We start from the raw sequence: 22030 nt of genomic DNA on the forward strand, positions 1-22030 counted from the left end.
GGGTGGCAGCTGTGCGCGGGAGTAGGAACCGAGCAATCATGGACCTCGGCCACGCCGAAGCGTGCCCCACGCACAGCCGCCGCGAACGATCTTACGGACTTGAACCAAGTGCCGCAAAAAGCCAACGAACTGTAACGTCATGAATGCGGGAATCCTTCACCCTGCCACCACTCTCGCGGCGACAACGAAAAGACTATCCCTGCAACCCACCACGCACCAGTTCATGAAAACCGCCGCGATTCGAAGGAAACGTCCGAAGCGTTTGCCCCGAAATTTCACTCTGCCTCTGCCAGCAAAAACTCCAGAAGCGCCGATCGTGACGAATCTTCCGACATCGATAATTTGAAAAACTGCCCGACCTTGCAGCGCAGGACCGTCTCGGGAAACGCCTCGAATATGGCCGGTTGCTCCTCGCTCAGCCATTGCAGAGCATTGGCGACGCGTACGCTTGCATCAGTCTGCGCCAACAGCGATTGCGGCACGCTCCACCACGGAAAGACTCGCCCCGAAACCAGCGCACGGCCCCCGATTTCGATGGCTTGGCCATTGATCAAGGCTCGTGAAACGACTGGCAGCAATTGCGCGGAATTGACCTCCTCAGAGTGCAAAAGAGGCAGCAGAAACCGACCATCCCAAAAGCGGAAAAACACGGTTTTACCGTCCGGCATCAGCACTTGAGTGAGGCTGCGGAAATGTTCGACCAGCACGTCAAGATCCGCCGAAGACACCGCCAACCATCCCCAATCCCGGGATTCTGTTTCCGCCACCCAACGTAAAAACTCACTGTCTGCAGCGACAATTCCCACGTAGGGCATCACCGCGTCCCACTCGGCATAAATGGTCTCGGCCCAGACCGGATTCGCCGTGCCCTGCCAGGCTTTGAAGGCATCGGCGCCGCTGGCGCGGCTGAAAATGGCGAACAGTTGTTCCGACGCATGCAGCGGCTGCCGCGCCAGCCATTGTTCGGGCGTCAATTCCTCACGCTGCACAAACACCATCCTTACAACGCTCACACTCCTCGCAGAATGGCGCATCACCTTTGAGACTCATGATCTGTGCGGCGGTGAGAATCGCCGCCGGCGCAGCGGCCAGTTTCTCCGGCAATCCCGGCACCACCGGCGCAGCGCTGGTCGCCGCCATCGGCGCGCCGCCCACGACGATCGGCACGCTGCTGAAAATTCCGCCGGGGCCGATGTTGATCCACTGCCCGCCGGCCTGAATCGTCGCGCTCGCGCCGCCGTCGATGACCACTTGCTGACCAGCACTGATATGGATCTGCGCCGAGGCGCTGGTGGCTTGATTGTTCACCCGGACCTGCTGGTCACCGAGCACGGACAAATGGTCATCCTGCCTGACTTCGGTCTGGCGCTGGCCGTAGGTGATGCGTTGCTCGTCGGCCTTGAGTTCATGTCGGGCGGTGCCGGTGACCACCACACTGCGCTGGTTGTCGACCTGCAACTGCTGGTCGTTGAGCACGTGCTGGGTCCAGTTGCGCTGGGCACGCAGGTAGATTTCCTCGGCGCCCTTTTTGTCCTCGATGCGCAGTTCGTTATAACCACCACCGCCAGGGCTGCTCTGGCTGCGGAAGATACTGCGGGTCTTGTCTGCCGGCAGATCCAGCGGCACCGGGGTCGCCGCATTCGGCAGACACCCCATGACCAGCGGCTTGTCGGCATCGCCATCAATGAAGCCGACCAGCACTTCCATGCCGACGCGCGGAATCAATACGCTGCCGTAGTGATCGTGAGCCCAGCCGGTCGCGACACGCAGCCAGCAACTGGAGTGCTCGTTGAGTTCGCCATCGCGATCCCAGGCCAGTTGCACTTTGACCCGGCCATATTCATCACAATGGATCTCCAGATCTTTCGGTCCGGTGACCACGGCGGGTTGATAACCGGAGATGCGCGGCTTTTCCGGCGCCAGCGCCGGACGGAAGATCACGTCCCACGGCGTGGCCACGAAAGTATTGCGGTAGCCCTGGAAGGATTCGCCATCGCTGGTCACCGACTCTTCCAGCACTTGCGGCTGGCGGCCGCGATGTTCGACGGTGGTGAGCAACCACAGATCATTCCAGTCGCTGCGCGGATGCTCGGTGAGTTGCAGGAAATGCCCACAGACCAGTGAGGATTCGTCGCTGGTGCCTTCGGCTTGACGGTAATCGGCGACATGACGTTCAAGCGCGCGGCGCGTCAGGCCTTTGCCGGTTTCGCGATCATTGAATTGACCGGGAAAGTGATAGTCCTCCAGCACTGGACGCTGCTCGCCGTCACTGCGACTTTCCAGCGACAGGCGTGGTTTTTCGAAGTTGTAGTCGCGCCGGGTGACGACGCTGGTGCGGGTTTCCACGCGCACATTGAAACGCTGAATCGCCGGCGCGCCCGCCGACATGCCGCTGCCGGGCAGATACAGCGTCGGCTCGGGCAGCTTGGGGAACACGGTCTGGTCGTCGCCGAATACCAGCAAATGGCCTTCGGGGCTGTGTTGAAAGTGGTAATGAATGCCGACTTCGGCACACAGACGCTGGATGAAGGCCAGATCGCTTTCGGCGTATTGCACGCAGTATTCGCGCTCCGGGTATTCGCTGCCCAGGCGAAATTCAAAGGCATCGCGCAGGATCGAATGATCCTTGAGGATCTGTGTGATGATCTGCGGCACGCTCTGATGCTGAAAAATACGCTGGTTGATGCGATGCCCCAGATACGTCAGACGCGGGACAAGGCTGAGGTGATAGCGTGTCAGACGTTTCCCGGAATCGCCCTGCCCGACCTGATAAATCTGACCATGAATACCGCAACCCTGAGCATCGAAACTCAGAAACGCCTGACCATGCAGCAGGCTTTCCAGATCCAGGTCCGGCCGCTCGCTGACCAGTTCCAGTTCGAAGCGAAAGGGTTGGCTGATGGCTTCCCTGCCTGTGAACTCAAGGACCTTGAGGTCATGCTGGGCGCCTTCGAGGGTCAACGTGAAACGCGGTTGATTGGCAGGCGCGAACATCCGATGTCTCTCTGCAGTGTGAGGGCGGGCGATTCTGCATGAGGGGCAAGGGGTGATGAGCAGGTGACGGGAAATTCAGATTTGCCCTACGTGGTTTGCTGAAAGGACCTTTAGAAATTAGCACTTTGACTACAGACATTCCTTCAAGCCGGTCAGTGTCCCTGTGGGAGCTGGCTTGCCAGCGATGAGGTCGGCACATTCAACTTATCGCTGACCGACACACTGCCATCGCTGGCAAGCCAGCTCCCACAGGGTTCTCCAGTGTTGTTGAAGAATCACAGGCAACAAAAAACGGCCCGCCTCCGGTAGGAAACGGGCCGTTTTCATGTGAGCCGCAGCTCAGTCCATCACTTGTTCAGATGGAAATCTTTTTCCGCTGCCTCGAAGCGCTCAACCATGCCGCGAGTCGGTTCACCCGCCTTGCTGACAAAGTAGATGGCCAGGCTGGCAAAGATGAAGCCCGGAATGATTTCGTACAGACCCAGCAGTTCGAAATGTTTCCAGACCACCACGGTGATTGCGCCGACCAGAATGCCGGCCAGTGCGCCGTTGCGGGTCATGTCTTTCCAGACGACCGAGATCAGCACCACCGGACCGAACGCAGCACCGAAACCGGCCCAGGCGTAGGACACCAGGCCCAGTACGCGGTTTTCCGGGTTGGCAGCCAATGCGATCGCGATCAGGGCTACCAGCAGCACCATGGCACGACCGACCCAGACCAGCTCAAGCTGGGAGGCGGACTTGCGCAGGAAGGTCTTGTAGAAGTCTTCGGTCAGGGCGCTCGAGCACACCAGCAACTGGCAGCTCAGGGTGCTCATTACCGCAGCCAGAATGGCCGACAGCAGCACACCGGCAACCCATGGGTTGAAGAGGATTTTCGCCAGTTCAATGAACACGCGCTCCGGGTTCTCGGTGACCGGACCGGCCACTTCCGGGTGCGCCGAGAAGTAAGCGATACCGAAGAAGCCCACCGCCACGGTGCCGCCCAGGCACAGGATCATCCAGGCCATGGAAATTCGACGCGCCTTGGCGATCGACTTCACCGAATCCGCCGCCATGAAACGCGCGAGGATGTGCGGCTGGCCGAAGTAGCCCAGACCCCAACCCATCAGCGAGATGATGCCAATGAAGGTGGTGCCTTTGAGCATGTCGAAGTTGCTCGGATCCTGCGCTTCGATGGCCAGGAACGTGGTGTCGACGCCGCCGGTGGCCAGCAGGACGATGATCGGCGTAAGGATCAGCGCGAAGATCATCAGGGTCGCTTGTACGGTGTCGGTCCAGCTCACCGCGAGAAAACCGCCGACGAAGGTGTAAGCAATGGTCGCCGCAGCACCGGCCCACAGCGCCGTCTCGTAGGACATGCCAAAGGTGCTTTCGAACAGACGCGCACCGGCGACGATGCCGGAAGCGCAGTAGATGGTGAAGAACACCAGAATCACCACCGCCGAGATAATCCGCAGCAAGCCGCTTTTATCTTCGAAACGGCTGGAGAAGTAGTCCGGCAGAGTCAGTGCATCGCCGTTGTGCTCGGTCTGCACCCGCAGACGGCCGGCGACGAACAGCCAGTTCAGGTAGGCACCGACGATCAGGCCGATGGCGATCCAGCTTTCGGACAGACCGGACATGTAGATGGCGCCCGGCAGGCCCATCAGCAACCAGCCGCTCATGTCGGAGGCACCGGCGGACAGCGCGGTGACGACGCTGCCGAGGCTGCGACCGCCGAGAATATAGTCGGAAAGGTTATTGGTGGAGCGATAGGCCATGAAGCCGATCAGCACCATTGCTGCGATGTAGATCACGAACGTGATCAGGGTTGGATTGCTTACGCTCATTGAGTTACGCCCTGGCTTTGTTTTTATGTAGCGGCGGTAGTGAACCGCTCGCAAACGACGACGTTTGGCAGACGATCCGGGATCCCGCGCATTTAAGACTGATGTTTCCCCAGGAAAGCCATCAGCCGATGCACCGGGTTATTCCCGGTTGCACCTTGGCGGCGAATGCTATGCAACAAAGCAAATAAGGTGCAACCAGTTTCGCGAGAATTAGTTGCACCCAGTCGGATTAATCGACGATCACCCCGTTTTTGCTCCCTTTTGTGGCAGTCACGCCTCTTTGCTAGAAGTAAAAGCACCAAGCAGGAGCAGCACTTTCGTACCAGAAATTATTTCCTGACGAGCTGCGAATTATTCCGGCAAAAAAAGGGTTGCACCCGGTTGCACCTCATTCAGCGCACAGCTAATCTTGCGGCCAGCTGATGCCACGCAACTGTGGCAACCATGAGGATAAAAATATGGCTACCACCACCCTTGGGGTCAAACTCGATGACCCGACCCGCGAGCGCCTGAAGGCTGCCGCAACCTCGATTGATCGCACGCCGCACTGGCTGATCAAGCAGGCAATTTTCAATTACCTGGAAAAACTCGAGGGTGGTGCAACCCTGACCGAGTTGAACGGTTTGACCGCCAAAGACGCCGATGACGCAGGCGAAGTGCAGACCGATCACGCTCACCAATGCTTCCTCGAATTCGCTGAAAGCATCCTGCCGCAATCGGTGCTGCGCGCTTCGATCACCGCTGCTTACCGCCGTCCTGAGCCGGAAGTGGTGCCAATGCTGATCGAGCAGGCACGCCTGCCGGCCCCGATGGCCGAAGCCACCAACAAGCTCGCGGCGACCATCGCCGAAAAACTGCGTAACCAGAAAAGTGCCGGCGGTCGTGCCGGTATTGTTCAGGGCCTGCTGCAGGAATTTTCCCTGTCGTCCCAGGAAGGCGTGGCGCTGATGTGCCTGGCCGAAGCGCTGCTGCGCATCCCGGACAAAGGCACCCGCGATGCGCTGATCCGCGACAAGATCAGCACCGGCAACTGGCATCCGCACCTGGGCAACAGCCCTTCGCTGTTCGTCAACGCTGCGACCTGGGGCCTGCTGCTGACTGGCAAACTGGTTTCCACCCACAACGAAGCCGGCCTGACCTCGTCGCTGAGCCGCATCATCGGCAAGAGCGGCGAGCCGATGATCCGCAAGGGCGTCGACATGGCCATGCGCCTGATGGGCGAGCAGTTCGTTACCGGCGAAACCATCGCCGAAGCACTGGCCAATGCGAGCAAGTTCGAAGCCAAGGGCTTCCGTTACTCCTACGACATGCTCGGTGAAGCGGCACTCACCGAAGTCGACGCGCAGAAATACCTGGCCTCGTACGAACAAGCGATCCATTCGATCGGCAAAGCGTCCCACGGCCGTGGGATTTATGAAGGCCCGGGCATCTCCATCAAGCTCTCGGCGCTGCACCCGCGTTACAGCCGTGCGCAGTACGAGCGTGTGATGGACGAGCTGTACCCGCGCCTGCTGTCGCTGACTCTGCTGGCCAAGCAATACGACATCGGCCTGAACATCGACGCCGAAGAAGCCGATCGCCTCGAGCTGTCGCTGGATCTGCTTGAGCGCCTGTGCTTCGAGCCGCAGCTGACTGGCTGGAACGGCATCGGTTTCGTCATCCAGGCTTACCAGAAGCGTTGCCCGTACGTGATCGACTACGTGATCGATCTGGCCCGCCGCAGCCGCCATCGCCTGATGATCCGCCTGGTGAAAGGCGCGTACTGGGACAGCGAAATCAAGCGCGCCCAGGTCGAAGGCCTGGAAGGCTATCCGGTCTACACCCGCAAGGTGTACACCGATGTTTCCTACATTGCGTGCGCACGCAAACTGCTGTCGGTGCCGGAAGTCATCTACCCGCAATTCGCCACGCACAACGCCCACACCCTGTCGGCGATCTACCACATCGCCGGTCAGAACTATTACCCGGGCCAGTACGAGTTCCAGTGCCTGCACGGCATGGGCGAACCGCTCTACGAGCAGGTTGTCGGCAAGGTTGCCGAAGGCAAGCTGAACCGTCCATGCCGCGTGTACGCACCGGTCGGCACCCATGAAACCCTGCTGGCGTACCTGGTGCGTCGTCTGCTGGAAAACGGCGCCAACACTTCGTTCGTCAACCGTATCGCCGACCAGTCGATTTCGATTCAGGAACTGGTGGCCGATCCGGTGGCGCAGATCGAGCAGATGGCCACCGTGGAAGGTGGTTTCGGCCTGCCGCACCCGCGCATTCCGCTGCCGCGTGACCTGTACGGTGCCGAGCGTGCCAACTCGAGCGGCATCGACATGGCAAACGAACATCGTCTGGCCTCGCTGTCCTGCGCCCTGCTCGCCACCGCGCACAACGACTGGAAAGCCGCGCCGATGCTCGGTTGCGCGTCCAGCAACGAAACGCCGGTCGCCGTGCTGAACCCGTCCGATCACCGCGATGTGGTCGGTCATGTTCAAGAAGCTACCGTTGAAGATGTCGACAGCGCCATTCAATGCGCGCTGAACGCCGCGCCGATCTGGCAGGCCACCCCGCCGGCCGAACGTGCGGCGATCCTGGAACGTGCCGCTGACCTGATGGAAGGCGAGATCCAGCCGCTGATGGGCCTGCTGGCTCGCGAAGCCGGCAAGACCTACGCCAACGCCATCGCCGAAGTCCGCGAAGCGGTCGACTTCCTGCGTTATTACGCAGTGCAGGCGCGCAACGATTTCAGCAATGACGCCCACCGCCCACTGGGCCCGGTGGTGTGCATCAGCCCGTGGAACTTCCCGCTGGCAATCTTCAGCGGCCAGGTCGCTGCGGCATTGGCCGCCGGTAACCCGGTACTGGCCAAACCGGCCGAGCAGACTCCGCTGGTAGCGGCTCAGGCTGTGCGCCTGATGCTCGAAGCCGGCATCCCGGAAGGCGTGCTGCAACTGCTGCCGGGTCGCGGTGAAACCGTCGGCGCCGGTCTGGTCGGTGACGAGCGCGTCAAAGGCGTGATGTTCACTGGTTCCACCGAAGTCGCGCGCTTGCTGCAACGCAACATCGCTGGCCGTCTCGACAGCCAGGGCCGTCCGATTCCGCTTATCGCCGAAACGGGTGGCCAGAACGCGATGATCGTCGATTCCTCGGCTTTGACTGAACAAGTCGTGATCGACGTGGTGTCGTCGGCCTTCGACAGTGCCGGTCAGCGCTGCTCGGCATTGCGCGTGCTGTGCCTGCAGGAAGATTCCGCCGATCGCGTCATCGAAATGCTCAAGGGTGCCATGGCCGAAAGCCGTCTCGGCAACCCCGAGCGTCTGTCCGTGGACATCGGCCCGGTGATCGACGCCGAAGCCAAGGCGGGCATCGACAAGCACATCCAGGGCATGCGCGACAAAGGTCGCAATGTTTACCAGGTTGCGATTGCCGACAGCGAAGAGATCAAGCGCGGCACCTTCGTCATGCCGACCCTGATCGAGCTGGAAAGCTTCGACGAACTGCAACGCGAGATCTTCGGCCCGGTACTGCACGTGGTGCGCTACAAGCGCAAAGAGCTGGATCAACTGATCGGTCAGATCAACGCCTCCGGTTACGGCCTGACGCTGGGCGTGCACACGCGCATCGACGAGACCATCGCCAAGGTGATCGACAACGTCAACGCCGGTAACGTCTACGTCAACCGCAACATCGTCGGTGCCGTGGTCGGCGTGCAGCCATTCGGCGGCGAAGGCCTGTCGGGTACTGGCCCGAAAGCCGGCGGCCCGCTGTATCTGTACCGTTTGCTGTCGACGCGTCCTAGCGACGCCATCGAGCAATCCTTCGCTCGCGGTGACGCCATCGTCGCCCCGGACGTGCGCTTGCGCGATGCCATGAGCCAATCGTTGAACGCTCTGAAAGCCTGGGCGGACAACAACAAGTTCGCCGATCTGAGCACCCTGTGCGTGCAATACGCAGCGCAATCGCAGAGCGGCATTACCCGCGTGCTGGCTGGCCCGACCGGCGAGAAAAACAGCTACGCCATCCTGCCGCGCGAACACGTGCTGTGCCTGGCAGAAGTTGAAGGTGATCTGCTGACGCAACTGGCGGCGGTGCTGGCGGTTGGCGGTTCGGCAGTGTGGCCGGAAACCGAGCTGACCAAGGCGTTGCTCGCCCGTCTGCCGAAGGAAGTCCAGGCGCGGATCAAACGCGTTGCCGACTGGAACAAGGACGAAGTGGTCTTCGATGCCGTGCTGCATCACGGCCACTCCGACCAGTTGCGCGGCGTCTGCCAGCAGATCGCCCAGCGTGGCGGCGCGATCGTTGGCGTTCAGGGACTGTCCCAGGGCGAGACCAACATTGCCCTGGAGCGTCTGGTGATCGAGCGGGCATTGAGCGTTAACACGGCTGCTGCTGGAGGCAATGCCAGTCTGATGACGATCGGTTAAACCCGATAAACCGGGCACCTGCATAGGTGCCCGGCATAGCAACAATCCCTGTGGGAGCTGGCTTGCCAGCGATAGCGATTTTTCAGTCAACCATCAATGTTGACTGAACTGCCGCCATCGCTGGCAAGCCAGCTCCCACAGTGTTTTGGGGTGTTTGTTAAGTCCGCGCGCGGCTCCAACATCACGCTTATCAATCATCCTGTTCAGTCTTTATCAGCACGCCTAGACTCGGCCCAACCCCAATTTCCAGGTAGGCCGCCATGTCCGAGACGCTGCTCAGTTCCCGCAATCTGGCTTTCGAGCTGTACGAAGTCCTCGATGCCGAGGGCCTGACCCGGCGCGAGCGCTTTGCCGAGCACAATCGCGAGACCTTCGACGCCGCCATCGGCACCGCGCGCAACATCGCCGAGAAGTACTTTGCGCCGCACAACCGCAAGGGCGACGAGAACGAGCCGCGCTACGAGGATGGTAAGGCGATCCTGATTCCTGAAGTCAAACCGGCGGTGGATGCCTTCCTTGAGGCCGGATTCCTTAACGCAGCGCGCAGTTTCGAGGCCGGCGGTATGCAATTGCCGACCCTGCTGTCGCAAGCCTGCTTCGCGCACTTTCAGTCCGCCAACGCAGCGTCGACGTCCTACCCGTTCCTGACCATGGGCGCGGCCAACCTGATCGAGAGCTTTGGCAGCGAAGAGCAGAAACAGCGCTTCCTGCAACCGATGATCGACGGACGTTTCTTCGGCACCATGGCCCTGACCGAGCCCCATGCCGGTTCATCGCTGTCGGACATTCGTACCCGCGCCGAGCCTGCGTCCGACGGCACCTATCGCCTGAAGGGCAACAAGATCTTCATTTCCGGCGGCGATCATCCGCTGTCGGAAAACATCGTACACATGGTGCTCGCCAAACTGCCGGACGCCCCGCCGGGGGTGAAAGGTATTTCGCTGTTTATCGTGCCGAAGTTTCTGGTCAACGACGACGGCAGCCTCGGCCAGCGCAACGACGTGCTGCTCGCCGGTTTGTTCCACAAGATGGGCTGGCGCGGCACCACATCGACGGCGCTGAACTTCGGCGATAACGGTGAGTGCGTCGGCTATCTGGTGGGCAAACCGCACCATGGTTTGAGCTACATGTTCCAGATGATGAACGAAGCGCGAATCGGCGTCGGCATGGGCGCGGTGATGCTCGGCTATGCCGGTTACCTGTATTCACTGGAATATGCGCGTGAGCGGCCGCAGGGCCGGGTGCCGGACAGCAAGGATCCGACCACTGCGCCGGTGGCGATCATTCAGCACGCGGACGTCAGACGCATGCTGCTGACGCAGAAATCCTACGTCGAAGGTGCGTTTGACCTCGGCCTGTACGCCGCGCGGTTGTTCGATGACACCACCACGCTGGAAACCGAAGCCGAACGCAAACAGGCTCATGAGCTGCTGGACCTGCTGACGCCCATCGTCAAATCCTGGCCTTCGGAGTTCTGCCTCAAAGCCAACGAACTGGCGATCCAGATTCTTGGCGGCCACGGCTACACCCGTGAGTACCCGGTGGAGCAGTACTACCGCGACAACCGCTTGAACCCGATCCACGAAGGCACCCACGGCATCCAGTCGCTGGATTTGCTCGGGCGCAAACTGGCGCAGAACGGTGGCGCCGGTCTCAAGCAGCTGATTCGATTGATCGCCAACACGGCCGAACGTGCCACTGCATACGATTCGTTGACCACCCTGCGCGAACCGCTGGAAAAACTCGTTGCCCGCCTGCAAACCGTGACCATCGGCCTGCTCACCGATCTGGCCCAAGGCAAGGTCAACAGCAGCCTGGCGAACTCGGCGCTGTACCTGAAAGTGTTCGGCCACGCAGTGATCGGCTGGCGCTGGCTGGAGCAGGCGATCCGCGCCGAGGAAGGCCTGGCCAAAGGGAATGCTGCAGATGTCGACTTCTATAAGGGCAAGTTGCAGGCGGCGCGGTATTTCCTGACATGGGAAGTGCCAGGTTGCCAGCATGAGCTGGACTTGCTGGAGGCGCGGGATGATACGTGTCTGGGGATGCGGGATGCGTGGTTCTGAAACGCTACCCTCACCCCAGCCCTCTCCCGGAGGGAGAGGGGGCCGAATGGGGGATATTCAAGAAGTACGCCGACCTGAAAGGGCCTTGCCGGATCCATAATCGACTGGTGTTTTCAGGTCGACGTATAGCGATAGACGCCTCGGTCAGTCCCCTCTCCCTCCGGGAGAGGGCTAGGGTGAGGGGCTTTTCAGGTCTGATACTCAACTCAGTTTGAACCCACCCATCTGCCGCGCCAGATCATCCGCCAGCCGCTGCAACATCTGACAATCCTCACGACACGCACGAACCTCCCCCGCCGTCGCCCGCGCCAGATCGGAAATCCCCTGCACGTTGCGGTTGATCTCTTCAGTCACCGCGGACTGCTCTTCGGTTGCCGTCGCTACCTGATGGTTCATATCGCTGATGCGCTCGACCTGACCGGTGATCGCCGTCAGTGACGCGCCGGTACGCTGGCTCGATTCAACCCCGGTCCCGGTTGCAGCCTGACCGGTGCGCATCGACGACACGGCGTTTTCCGCGCCTTGCTTGAGGCTGCCGATCATCAGTTGAATTTCGTCGGTCGAGGCCTGGGTTCGGCGCGCGAGGGTGCGCACTTCATCGGCGACCACCGCGAAGCCACGGCCCATGTCGCCAGCGCGGGCGGCTTCGATGGCGGCGTTGAGTGCGAGCAGATTGGTCTGTTCGGAAACGCCACGAATCACCGCCAGCACCGAATCGATCGACGCCACTTGCTGCGCCAGCTCACCCACTGCGCCCGCCGCTAAGCCGATCTCATCGGACATGCTTTCGATATGACGGATCGAGCCACCGACCACTTCCCGTGCCTGCAACGCCTCATCGCGCGCGGTTTGCGAGGCAAGCGCGGCGTTGCCAGCGTTCTGCGCGATTTCCTGCACGGTCAGGCCCATTTCGTGGACGGCGGTGGCTACCATGTCGGTCATTTCCTGCTGCCGGCCGGAACGCTCGGCGGTGTTGTCCACCACCTTCGCCACTTGCCCCACGGCCGTGCGCAGGCGTTCGCTGGTGGTCAGCACCTCGCCGATCATCGCGCGCTGGCTGTCGAGGAAACGGTTGAAGCCGCGCGCGAGGTCACCCAGCTCATCGGCACGGCTGGAATCTAACCGGCGGGTCAAATCTCCACCACCGCTACCGATGGCCACCAGCGCCCGTGTTACTTGTCGAATCGGTCGCACCAGCCCCTGCGCCAGCCACACCACCATCGCCAGGCAGACCAGCGCCACCACCAGACCGATGCCGCCACTCATCCACATCGCTTTCCGTGCTTCGGCGTAGATCTGCGACTGCGGCACTTCGGCCACCAGGGTCCAGCCGAGATCGCGCAGCGGCAGGCTGAAGGCGAGGAAGTCTTCACCGTCGCGCTGGAAGCTGCTGTTGACCGCGTCCTTGTGCCCCATCAGCGCTTGCGCCGCGTTGGCGCCGATCTGCTCGGTCAAGGTGCGTTCGCCGCTGAACTGCGCTTCAGGATGGACCTGAATCAAACCATCGGAACGCACGAGATAGACCTTGCCGCGTTCACCGAAACTGAAATTGTGAATCAGCTCCGACAGCTCTTTCATGCTCAGCCCCAGCCCGGCGACACCGACGACTTTGCCGGCCTGCTCGACCTTCAGATCGATGAACAAGGCCAGCTCGCCCGTGGCGCCGTCGTTGTCGATGTTCAGCGTGCGCGGCTGATTGCTGTCGAGAAAGGAATAGAACCAGGCGTCGGCCGGTTTCGCGCGACTGAGGGTGCGATCGAGGCCTTTTTCGGTGATGTAATGATTGGATTCGGTGCCGATGATCAACGCGGTAAAGGCTTTGTGTTCAGCGCGGATGCCTTCCAGATATTGCGCGAAAAGCGCGGTTTTGCGGCTGTCTTCGCCGGATGCCAGCCAGTCACGCACCATGGTGTTGCTGGCGATGTCCTTGGCGGCGGTGAGTGGCTGGACGAGGATGCGTTCGATATCGTTGCGCGTCGCTTCAATGCTCGACGGCAGCGCCTGTTCGACCAGATAGCTCTGGGCGAGGCGGTTGACCACCAGGGTATAAATGCCAACCACAATCACGATGCTGATCAGCAGGGCCGCGCCCATGCCGAGAATCAACTGCCACTGAATACTGCGTCGCCACCACTGCATGGAGCACCCCCGAAGAATAAGAGCCTGAACCACTGCAACAGCCGTGCCGATTGTATACAAAGAGCATCAGAATAAAACACAACCTTCGGTACAGCCGTATCCTTACTAGCAAGAAGCTGGCCATTATATCGAGGGATTCACTGTCAAGTCTGACAGGTTACAACTTGCATCGGGTGGCTTAGATTCGCGGTTTCACGTCTGTGACAAGCATCCGCGTCGCAGATCCAAGCCGTCCATCGCAGGAGAAAGAACATGACTGACACCGGTCCACGAGAGAATTTTGTTCAGGCAATGGCTGACAACGATACGTTTGTTAAATCGGCGCTCATTGGCGACTTTGTCGGGAGCTCGACTTCTCAATCGATGATTATTCGCAGGCACTTCACCGAGGTCATGGTTTTCCCGGTAATCCATTACAAAATTACGATCACCACCCTCGCAGGCACGACGTACAGCACAGTTCAGCCAATTCCGTCGGCAGAATATATCTACCTGCTTTCCAAGGGTGATGAAGTGACGATCGAAAATACTACCTATAGAGTTTCCCACTCAGAGTTCATCAAGCAATCCGATGGAGAATGGACAACAAAAGTCTACTGGCAGCCAATACTCCAAGCCTCATAGCAACAAGACCTCAGCATGTTCAGCGCCTCAATGTACCGAGGCGCTGCGAAAAGCGAGTCAACCCTGACTGATCGTCTTGGCAATGGTGTCGACCGTGGCGCTGACTTGCTCTTGATAACGGTCGAGTTCTTCCTGGTGCTGTTTCTTCATTTCGATCTGCTGCGAGCACAGATTCATCGCCGCCAGCACCAGCAAACGGTCACCGATCAGCGTCGGGTATTTGCGCTTGGTGTCTTCCAGCGCGGCCTTGAGCATCATCGCCGCGTCCAACAGGGTCTGTTCTTCCCCGGCCGGTGCCTTGATCGAATAGTCCTCGCCAAGAATGGAGATGACTTTTACCCCTGCTGTGCCGTGGTTCATGCGCTGACGGGACCGGCATTGACGCGATCAACCAGCGCCTGGATGCGCGCGGCGGTGGCGCCGTGTTTTTCTTCCTGCTCCATCAGGTTCAGTTGCAGGTTTTCGTTTTCATCCTTGGCCTGGGCCAGTTCCGTGGATAGGGTCTGGTTGGTCTGCAGCAAGGTCTGGTTCTGTTGCACCAGGTCGCTGACGAGCTGTTCCAATTGGCTGAGGGATGCTTCCAACATTTTGATCTTCCAAGCGTTTTTCAAAGGGCGCGTACGATAAAGAAAAGTCACCACGGATGCCAGGGTTAAACCGGCGCAAGGCCTTGATTTTCCTGGGTGGCGAAGCTTCTCGCGAGTTTAAAAGACTGTGATTGGTCGATCTGGTTCCTGCACTTCGTCGCTCAAGCCTGTCTGCGACAAATACGCACACCACCTCAAGACTTTAGTCGTATGACCGATAAGTCACCCATACAGCAGTCTCTGCCCGCATGGATGCGGCCCTTTTCGGTATCCGCCCATGTCCCTTCGCAATATGAACATCGCCCCACGGGCGTTCACCGGCTTCGCCCTGATCGGCGGCCTGATGTTGATCCTCGGCGTGTTTGCACTGAACCAGATGAGCAAGATCCGCGCGGCCGGCGAAGACATCGCCACCGCCAGCGTGCCGTCGATCAAGGCTCTGGACGAATTCACCCAACTGACCCTGCGCCTGCGCGTGCTCTCCTATCGTTTGCTGATCAACCGCGAACCCGACGTGCAGCAGAAAACCATCGAACTGTTCGACCTGCGCAATCGCCAGATCGCCGATGCGCAACGCGCATACGAGCCACTGATCGAAGGCCCGCAGGAACGTGCGGCGTACGATCAGTACGTGCAATTGCTGGCGCAGTACCGTCAGCTCGAAGAGCGGATGAAAACCCTGTCGCGCAACAATCAGATCGACGAGTTGCGGCAGATGCTCAACAGCGATTTGCTGAGCAATTCGGAAGCGGTGAATACCGCGCTGGCGCGCTTGCTGGATATCAACACCCAGCAGATCGCCGAAACCGACCAGGGCGCGAAGGATCAGTATTCGATGTCGTTCAATCTGGTGGTGACCTTGCTGGTGATCGCCAGCGGCCTGACCCTGCTGTTCGCCTGGCTGCTGACCGTGAGCATTACCAAGCCGATTTCCAAGGCACTGGAGGCGGCGGAAACCATCGCCGAAGGCAACCTGACCCAGCCGATCCATGTCGATGGCGAAGATGAAGCCGGGCGCTTGCTGGCGGCGATGGCGAAGATGCAATCGAAGCTGCGCGATACCCTGCAGCGCATCTCCGGTTCGGCCACACAGCTTGCGTCTGCCGCAGAAGAGCTGAACAGCGTCACCGATGAAAGTGCTCGCGGCCTGACCCAGCAGAACAACGAAATCGAGCAGGCGGCCACCGCCGTGAATGAGATGACCAGCGCCGTCGAAGAAGTCGCGCGCAACGCGGTCAGCACTTCGGAAGCCTCGAAAAACGCCACCACTTCGGCGGGCGACGGTCGTGATCTGGTGCAGGAAACCGTCAGCGCCATCGAACGCATGAGCGCCGATGTGCAGAGCACCGCGTCGCTGATCGGCGACCTGGCCAATGAATCCCGCGACATCGGCAAGGTGCTCGACGTGATCCGTGGCCTCGCCGACCAGACCAACCTGCTGGCATTGAACGCAGCGATCGAAGCGGCCCGTGCCGGTGAGGCCGGTCGTGGTTTTGCCGTGGTGGCGGACGAAGTGCGCGCCCTGGCCCATCGCACCCAGCAGTCGACCAGCGAAATCGAACGGATGATCGGCAGCATCCAGAGCGGCACCGAGCATGCCGTGGATTCGATGCGCAACAGCACCGAGCGCGCCGAGTCGACGCTGAACATCGCCCGTGGCGCCGGGATGTCGCTGGACACGATCAACAGCGCCATCGTCGAAATCAACGAGCGCAACCTGGTCATCGCCAGCGCTGCCGAAGAGCAGGCGCAGGTGGCGCGGGAAGTCGATCGCAACCTGGTCAATATCCGCGATCTGTCGGTGCAGTCGGCAACCGGCGCCAATCAGACCAGCGCGGCGAGCAATGAGCTGTCGCGCCTGGCGCTGGATTTGAACAACATGGTTGGGCGGTTCAGCCTCTAAGATCAAAGGCTACCCCCTCACCCCAGCCCTCTCCCCCAAGGGGGCGAGGGGGAAAGGGAGCTGATTGAGGGCCTTTCAGATTTTGAGTTCGGCTCGATATTGCAAGTCGGTGTAACCTGCACAAACACCTCGGTCAGTCCCCTCTCCCTCCGGGAGAGGGCTAGGGTGAGGGCCGCAATCCTCCGCCTGCCGCAAAACCTGATGCACCCTGAAAACCTTTTTGACAGCATCACATTTCAACAGGTTAGAATCGCTGGCACGCAGACTGCATGGTCAGTTTGTGCCCCCGTCTTTACGCTTCTGGAGTACTGCCTTTGAATGCGACGACCATCAACAGCCTGTTCTTGATCGGCGCGTTGCTGGTAGGCGCAAGCATTCTTGTCAGTTCTCTTTCTTCACGTCTCGGCATTCCGATTCTGGTCATCATTCTCGCGGTCGGCATGGCTGCCGGGGTCGATGGTGGCGGGATCATTTTCGATAACTACCCGACGGCCTATCTGGTCGGCAACCTCGCCCTGGCAGTGATCCTGCTCGACGGCGGCTTGCGTACGCGGGTGTCGAGTTTCCGCGTGGCGTTATGGCCGGCGCTGTCGCTGGCCACGGTCGGGGTGTTGATCACCACCGGGCTGACCGGCATGGCCGCTGCGTGGCTGTTCGACCTCAATCTGATTCAGGGCCTGCTGATCGGCGCCATCGTCGGTTCGACCGACGCCGCTGCGGTGTTCTCGCTGCTCGGCGGTAAAGGCCTCAACGAACGGGTCAGCGCCAGTCTGGAAATCGAATCCGGCAGCAACGACCCGATGGCGGTGTTCCTCACCGTGACCCTGATCGACATGCTCGCCAGCGGCGAAACCGGCCTGCACTGGAGCCTGCTGACCCACCTGATCCGCGAGTTCGGCATCGGTGGTGTGATCGGTCTGGGCGGCGGCTGGGTGATGCTGCAACTGGTCAACCGCATCAATCTCGCGGCCGGGCTCTATCCGATTCTGATCATCGCTGGCGGTCTGGTGGTGTTCGCGCTGACCAACGCCTTGCACGGCAGTGGTTTTCTCGCCGTGTACCTGTGCGGTCTGGTGATCGGCAACCGCCCGGTGCGTAGCCGCCACGGCATTCTGCACATGCTCGACGGTATGGCCTGGCTGGCGCAGATCGGCATGTTCCTCGTGCTGGGCCTGCTGGTCACGCCCCACGATCTGCTGCCGATCGCCCTGCCCGCCCTCGGTCTGGCGCTGTGGATGATCCTGTTCGCGCGGCCGCTGTCGGTGATGGTCGGACTGCTGCCGTTCAAGGCCTTCCACGGTCGCGAAAAAGCCTTTATTTCCTGGGTCGGCTTGCGCGGCGCGGTGCCGATCATTCTCGCGGTGTTCCCGCTGATGGCCGGGCTGCCGCAAGCGCAGCTGTATTTCAACCTGGCCTTCTTTATCGTACTGGTGTCGCTGCTGGTGCAGGGCACGAGCCTGCCGTGGGTGGCCAAATTGCTCAAGGTGACCGTTCCGCCAGAACCCGCGCCGATATCCCGGGCGGCACTGGAAGTGCACGTGACCAGCGAGTGGGAACTGTTCGTTTACAAGCTCGGCGCGGAGAAATGGTGCATCGGTTCGCCCCTGCGTGAGCTGAAAATGCCCGAAGGCACACGCATCGCGGCGCTGTTTCGTGGCCAGCAACTGCTCCATCCGTCGGGTAGTACGGTGCTGGAAGTCGATGATTTGCTGTGTGTTATTGGCCATGAACACAACTTGTCGGCCCTCGGCAAACTGTTCAGCCAGGCGCCGCAACGTGGCCTCGATCTGCGCTTCTTCGGCGACTTCGTGCTTGAAGGAGACGCCCAGCTTAAAGCGGTTGCAGCGCTGTATGGCTTGCCGGCCGAAGGCATCGATCCGGACATGACCCTGGGCGTGTTCATCGCGCAAAAAGTCGGGGGCGCCCCCATCGTCGGCGACCAGGTGGAGTGGAACAACACCCACTGGACGGTTGCGGTCATGGACGGGAACAAGATCGGCAAAGTGGGCGTCAGATTCCCCGAAGGAAGTCGCCCGGGCCCCGGACTCTTCCTCTAAACTGCTTCCACTCTCACTTGCTTGACCGGTCTCTATGCCTACCCTGCGCTCCTTTTTCGCCGCGGCCCTGCTGGGCCTCAGTCTTGTCGTCGGCCCGCTGCATGCTGCCGAACCACCGTCCAGCGATGCCGTGCAGGCCAGCCTCGACAAGCTGGCTGACAGCAAACTGCCGGACGCCGACAAGAAGACCCTGCAGACCGTCCTGCAGAACACCCTCAACCAGCTGAACAACCAGCGTGATTACGAGCAGAAGCTGATCGATCTCAAGCGTCAGCTGGCCAACGCGCCGAAGCAGACGATTGAAAATACCCGCGAACTGAGCCGCCTCAAGGCCACCGCACCGGTGCCGGTAGCGCAACGTTTTCCGAAAGAGTCGATCCAGCAACTGGAGCAGATCCTCACCGATCGCTCGACCCAGCAAAGCGATCTGCAAAAAGCCCTGGCCGAAGCCAACAGTCTGATCATCACCGCGCAGACTCGCCCCGAGCGTGCGCAGGCGGAGATTTCCGCCAGCCAGACGCGCATCCAGCAGATCAACACCATCCTCAAATCCGGCAAGGACACGGGCAAAACGGTCACCGCCGAACAGCGCGACCAGTTGAACGCCGAACTGGCCGCACTCAATGCGCTGATTCCGCTGCGCCGCCAGGAACTGGCTGGCAACACCCAGTTGCAGGATCTGGGCAACGCTCAGCATGACTTGCTCTCGGAGAAATCCGATCGCCTGGACCGCGAGATCCAGGAACTGCAAACCCTGATCAACCAGAAGCGTCTGGCGCAGTCGCAGGAAACCGTCACCCAGCAATCGATCGAAGCGCAGAAGGCCGGCGGCAGCAGCCTGCTGGCGAGCGAGAGCGCGACCAACCTCAAGCTTTCCGACTATTTGCTCAAGAGCACCGACCGTCTCAACGAAGTCACGCAGCAGAACCTGCAGACCAAACAGCAACTCGACACCCTGACCCAGAGCGATTCGGCACTGGACGAACAGATCAGCGTGCTCAAGGGCAGCCTGCTGCTGTCGAAAATCCTCTATAAACAGAAGCAGGCGCTACCGCACTTGAAGGTCGACCGCGACCTCGCCGACCAGATTGCCGATATTCGCCTGTATCAGTTCGATGTCAGCCAGCAGCGGGAGCTGTTGAGCAATCCGGCGACCTATGTCGACAATCTGCTGGCCACGCAGCCGCCAGAGCAAGTCACCCCGCAACTGCGCAAAAGCCTGCTCGATCTGGCCAACACCCGCGCTGATCTGCTCGAGCGGCTGAACCGCGAGTTGAGCGCGATGCTCAACGAATCGATCACCCTGCAGCTCAACCAGAAACAACTGCTGAGCACCGCGCAAAGCCTGCGCGCGACCCTCGACGAACAGATGTTCTGGATCCCCAGCAACAAACCGCTGGATGTGGAATGGATGCGCGGTGTGCCCGAGCGTCTCGAGCGACAGGTCAACACCCTGCCCTGGGCGTCGAGCCTGAGCGAACTGACTGACGGCCTGACCCAGCGGCCATTGCTGTTTCTGCCATTGGCGCTGCTGATCGGCGCCCTGTTGTGGCGACGCAAAGCGCTATACGGAAGACTCAACAAGGTTCACCAGGACATCGGCCACTTCAAGCGCGACAGCCAGTGGCACACGCCGCAGGCGATTCTGATCAACATCCTGTTGGCGATGCCGGTGGCGCTGGGTCTGGCGCTGTGCGGTCTGGCCCTGCAGATCGACGCGCGCGGGCAGAACGCCAACATGGGCGCGGCGCTGTTGCAGATGGGCCAGGCCTGGCTGGTGTTCTACACCGCGTACCGGATTCTCGCGCCGGGTGGCGTGGCGGAATTGCACTTCCGCTGGGAAAAACCGCAGGTCGAGTTCCTTCAGGGCTGGGTACGTCGATTGGGCCTTGTGGTCATGGCGCTGGTGGCCGTGGTGGCCGTCGCCGAGTTGCAACCGGCGGCGCTGGCCGATGACGTGCTCGGCATGCCGGTGGTGCTGACCTGCTACGCCTTGATGGCATGGCTGCTCAGTCGCCTGCTGATCAGCAGCCCGACGCACCAGAACGCTTCGCTGTTCCGCAAAGCCGTCGGAGTGATGTTCACCCTGCTGCCGATCGCCCTGTTTGTTGCGGTGTGTTTCGGCTACTACTACACCGCGCTGAAACTCAGCGACCGTTTGATCAACACCCTGTACCTGCTGATGTTCTGGCTAGTGATCGAGGCCACTTTCGTACGGGGCCTGAGCGTTGCCGCGCGGCGTCTGGCTTACCAGCGCGCGCTGGCCAAGCGGCAGGCGGCGAAAGAGGCCGGCGACGGCGAAGCGGTGATCGAAGAGCCGACGCTGGATATCGAAAAGGTCAACGAACAGTCCCTGCGCCTGATCCGCCTGGCCCTGCTCGGCGGTTTCATCGCGGCGCTGTACTGGGTCTGGTCGGACCTGATTTCGGTGTTCTCGTATCTGGACAACATCACCCTTTACGAATACACCAGCGGCACCGGCGCCAACATGAGCATGGTGCCGATCAGCATCGGCGACATGCTCGGCGCGCTGATCATCATCGGTATCACCTTCGCTCTGGCGCGCAACTTGCCCGGCCTGCTCGAAGTGTTCGTGCTGTCCAAACTCAATCTGGCCCAGGGCAGCGCTTATGCGACAACGACGCTGCTGTCCTACGTGATTGCCGGCGTTGGTTTTGTCACCACCCTGTCGACCCTCGGCGTCAGTTGGGACAAGTTGCAATGGCTGGTGGCAGCGCTGTCGGTGGGCCTCGGTTTCGGTATGCAGGAGATCTTCGCCAACTTCATCTCCGGCATCATGATCCTCTTCGAACGCCCGGTGCGGATCGGCGACACCATCACCATCGGCAACCTGTCGGGCACGGTGAGCAAGATCCGCATCCGCGCCACAACCATCACCGACTTCGACCGCAAGGACATCATTGTCCCGAACAAAACGTTCATCACCGGGCAACTGATCAACTGGTCGCTGACCGACACCATCACCCGCGTAACGCTGAAACTCGGCGTCGACTACGGCTCGGATCTGGATCTGGTCAAGGAGTTGCTGCTCAAAGCGGCTCGGGAGAACCCGCGCGTGCTCAAAGAACCTGAGCCACACGTGTACTTCCTCAACTTCGGCGAAAGCACCCTCGACCACGAACTGCGCATGCATGTGCGCGATCTCGGTGACCGCAACCCGGTGCTGGATGAGGTCAACCGCTTCATCAATCGCGAGTTCAAGAAGCAGCACATCAACATTTCGTTCCGGCAGATGGAGGTTTATCTGAAGAACCTCCACGGTCAGGAATACAAGATGGTGCCTGTGGAGCCCGAGAACAAAACCATCGTGCCGATCGTCGACGGACAGAAACCGTTGCCGGAACCGCCACCGAGCAAACTCGACTAACCGACATGGTCCCAGCAGAATGCTCGGACAT

Annotated in this window: 11 protein-coding genes and 3 pseudogenes; 7 read left to right on the forward strand and 7 right to left on the reverse strand. The window is 60.5% G+C overall.

Annotated elements, in window-relative coordinates; translation table 11 throughout:
* Positions 1–275: 275 nt before the first annotated feature.
* From ACZZ0K_RS21700 to putP, 3 genes are all read right to left on the reverse strand, one after another.
* Positions 276–989, reverse strand: a complete 714-nt coding sequence (locus ACZZ0K_RS21700; RefSeq protein ID WP_258707496.1) for a DUF4123 domain-containing protein — start codon at positions 987–989, stop codon at positions 276–278.
* Complete coding sequence (locus ACZZ0K_RS21705; RefSeq protein WP_258707495.1) at positions 979–2994, reverse strand: type VI secretion system Vgr family protein; 2016 nt, start codon at positions 2992–2994, stop codon at positions 979–981. The genes ACZZ0K_RS21700 and ACZZ0K_RS21705 overlap by 11 nt, the downstream gene beginning before the upstream one ends.
* 347 nt (positions 2995–3341) lie before the next feature.
* Positions 3342–4826 carry a sodium/proline symporter PutP gene (gene putP / locus ACZZ0K_RS21710; RefSeq protein ID WP_056787443.1) on the reverse strand — a complete coding sequence of 495 codons (1485 nt, stop codon included), beginning with the start codon at positions 4824–4826 and terminating at the stop codon, positions 3342–3344.
* Positions 4827–5284: 458 nt separating this feature from the next.
* Here putP and putA point away from each other — a divergent pair, with 458 nt between their 5' ends.
* Positions 5285–9238, forward strand: a complete 3954-nt coding sequence (putA, locus tag ACZZ0K_RS21715) for a trifunctional transcriptional regulator/proline dehydrogenase/L-glutamate gamma-semialdehyde dehydrogenase (RefSeq protein WP_056787440.1) — start codon at positions 5285–5287, stop codon at positions 9236–9238.
* Positions 9239–9498: 260 nt separating this feature from the next.
* Positions 9499–11301, forward strand: coding sequence for an acyl-CoA dehydrogenase (locus ACZZ0K_RS21720; protein WP_252885194.1), 1803 nt, complete (start codon positions 9499–9501; stop codon positions 11299–11301).
* Between the two features lie 201 nt (positions 11302–11502).
* Here ACZZ0K_RS21720 and ACZZ0K_RS21725 read toward each other — a convergent pair whose 3' ends face one another.
* Positions 11503–12348 (reverse strand): methyl-accepting chemotaxis protein, encoded by an 846-nt coding sequence (locus ACZZ0K_RS21725; protein WP_371699462.1) that lies wholly within the window; start codon positions 12346–12348, stop codon positions 11503–11505.
* A 21-nt stretch (positions 12349–12369) separates the two neighbouring features.
* Positions 12370–13440, reverse strand: a pseudogene (locus tag ACZZ0K_RS21730) (cache domain-containing protein); the annotation flags it as partial.
* A 252-nt stretch (positions 13441–13692) separates the two neighbouring features.
* Here ACZZ0K_RS21730 and ACZZ0K_RS21735 point away from each other — a divergent pair.
* Complete coding sequence (locus tag ACZZ0K_RS21735) at positions 13693–14064, forward strand: hypothetical protein (RefSeq protein WP_056787429.1); 372 nt, start codon at positions 13693–13695, stop codon at positions 14062–14064.
* A 57-nt stretch (positions 14065–14121) separates the two neighbouring features.
* Here the strand turns inward: ACZZ0K_RS21735 and ACZZ0K_RS21740 are convergent, their stop codons facing one another.
* On the reverse strand, positions 14122–14424 hold the full coding sequence (locus ACZZ0K_RS21740; protein WP_056787426.1) for a cell division protein ZapA: 303 nt from the start codon (positions 14422–14424) through the stop codon (positions 14122–14124).
* The gene (locus ACZZ0K_RS21745) at positions 14421–14651 is read right to left on the reverse strand and encodes a hypothetical protein (RefSeq protein ID WP_016772015.1); all 231 of its coding nucleotides are present in this window, start codon (positions 14649–14651) and stop codon (positions 14421–14423) included. The genes ACZZ0K_RS21740 and ACZZ0K_RS21745 overlap by 4 nt, the downstream gene beginning before the upstream one ends.
* Positions 14652–14994: 343 nt before the next feature.
* Here ACZZ0K_RS21745 and ACZZ0K_RS21750 point away from each other — a divergent pair.
* The 4 genes and pseudogenes from ACZZ0K_RS21750 to mscK form a co-directional block, all read left to right on the forward strand.
* Positions 14995–15651 (forward strand): annotated as a pseudogene (locus tag ACZZ0K_RS21750) (MCP four helix bundle domain-containing protein); the annotation flags it as partial.
* 303 nt (positions 15652–15954) lie between these two features.
* Positions 15955–16554, forward strand: a pseudogene (locus ACZZ0K_RS21755) (methyl-accepting chemotaxis protein); the annotation flags it as partial.
* Positions 16555–16868: 314 nt separating this feature from the next.
* A complete protein-coding gene (locus ACZZ0K_RS21760; RefSeq protein WP_056787420.1) occupies positions 16869–18611 on the forward strand; it encodes a potassium/proton antiporter in 1743 nt (580 codons plus the stop codon).
* A 34-nt stretch (positions 18612–18645) separates the two neighbouring features.
* Positions 18646–21999, forward strand: a complete 3354-nt coding sequence (mscK, locus tag ACZZ0K_RS21765; RefSeq protein WP_095181005.1) for a mechanosensitive channel MscK — start codon at positions 18646–18648, stop codon at positions 21997–21999.
* The last annotated feature ends 31 nt before the right edge of the window (positions 22000–22030 follow it).

Source organism: Pseudomonas sp. AC255 (genome assembly GCF_979258175.1).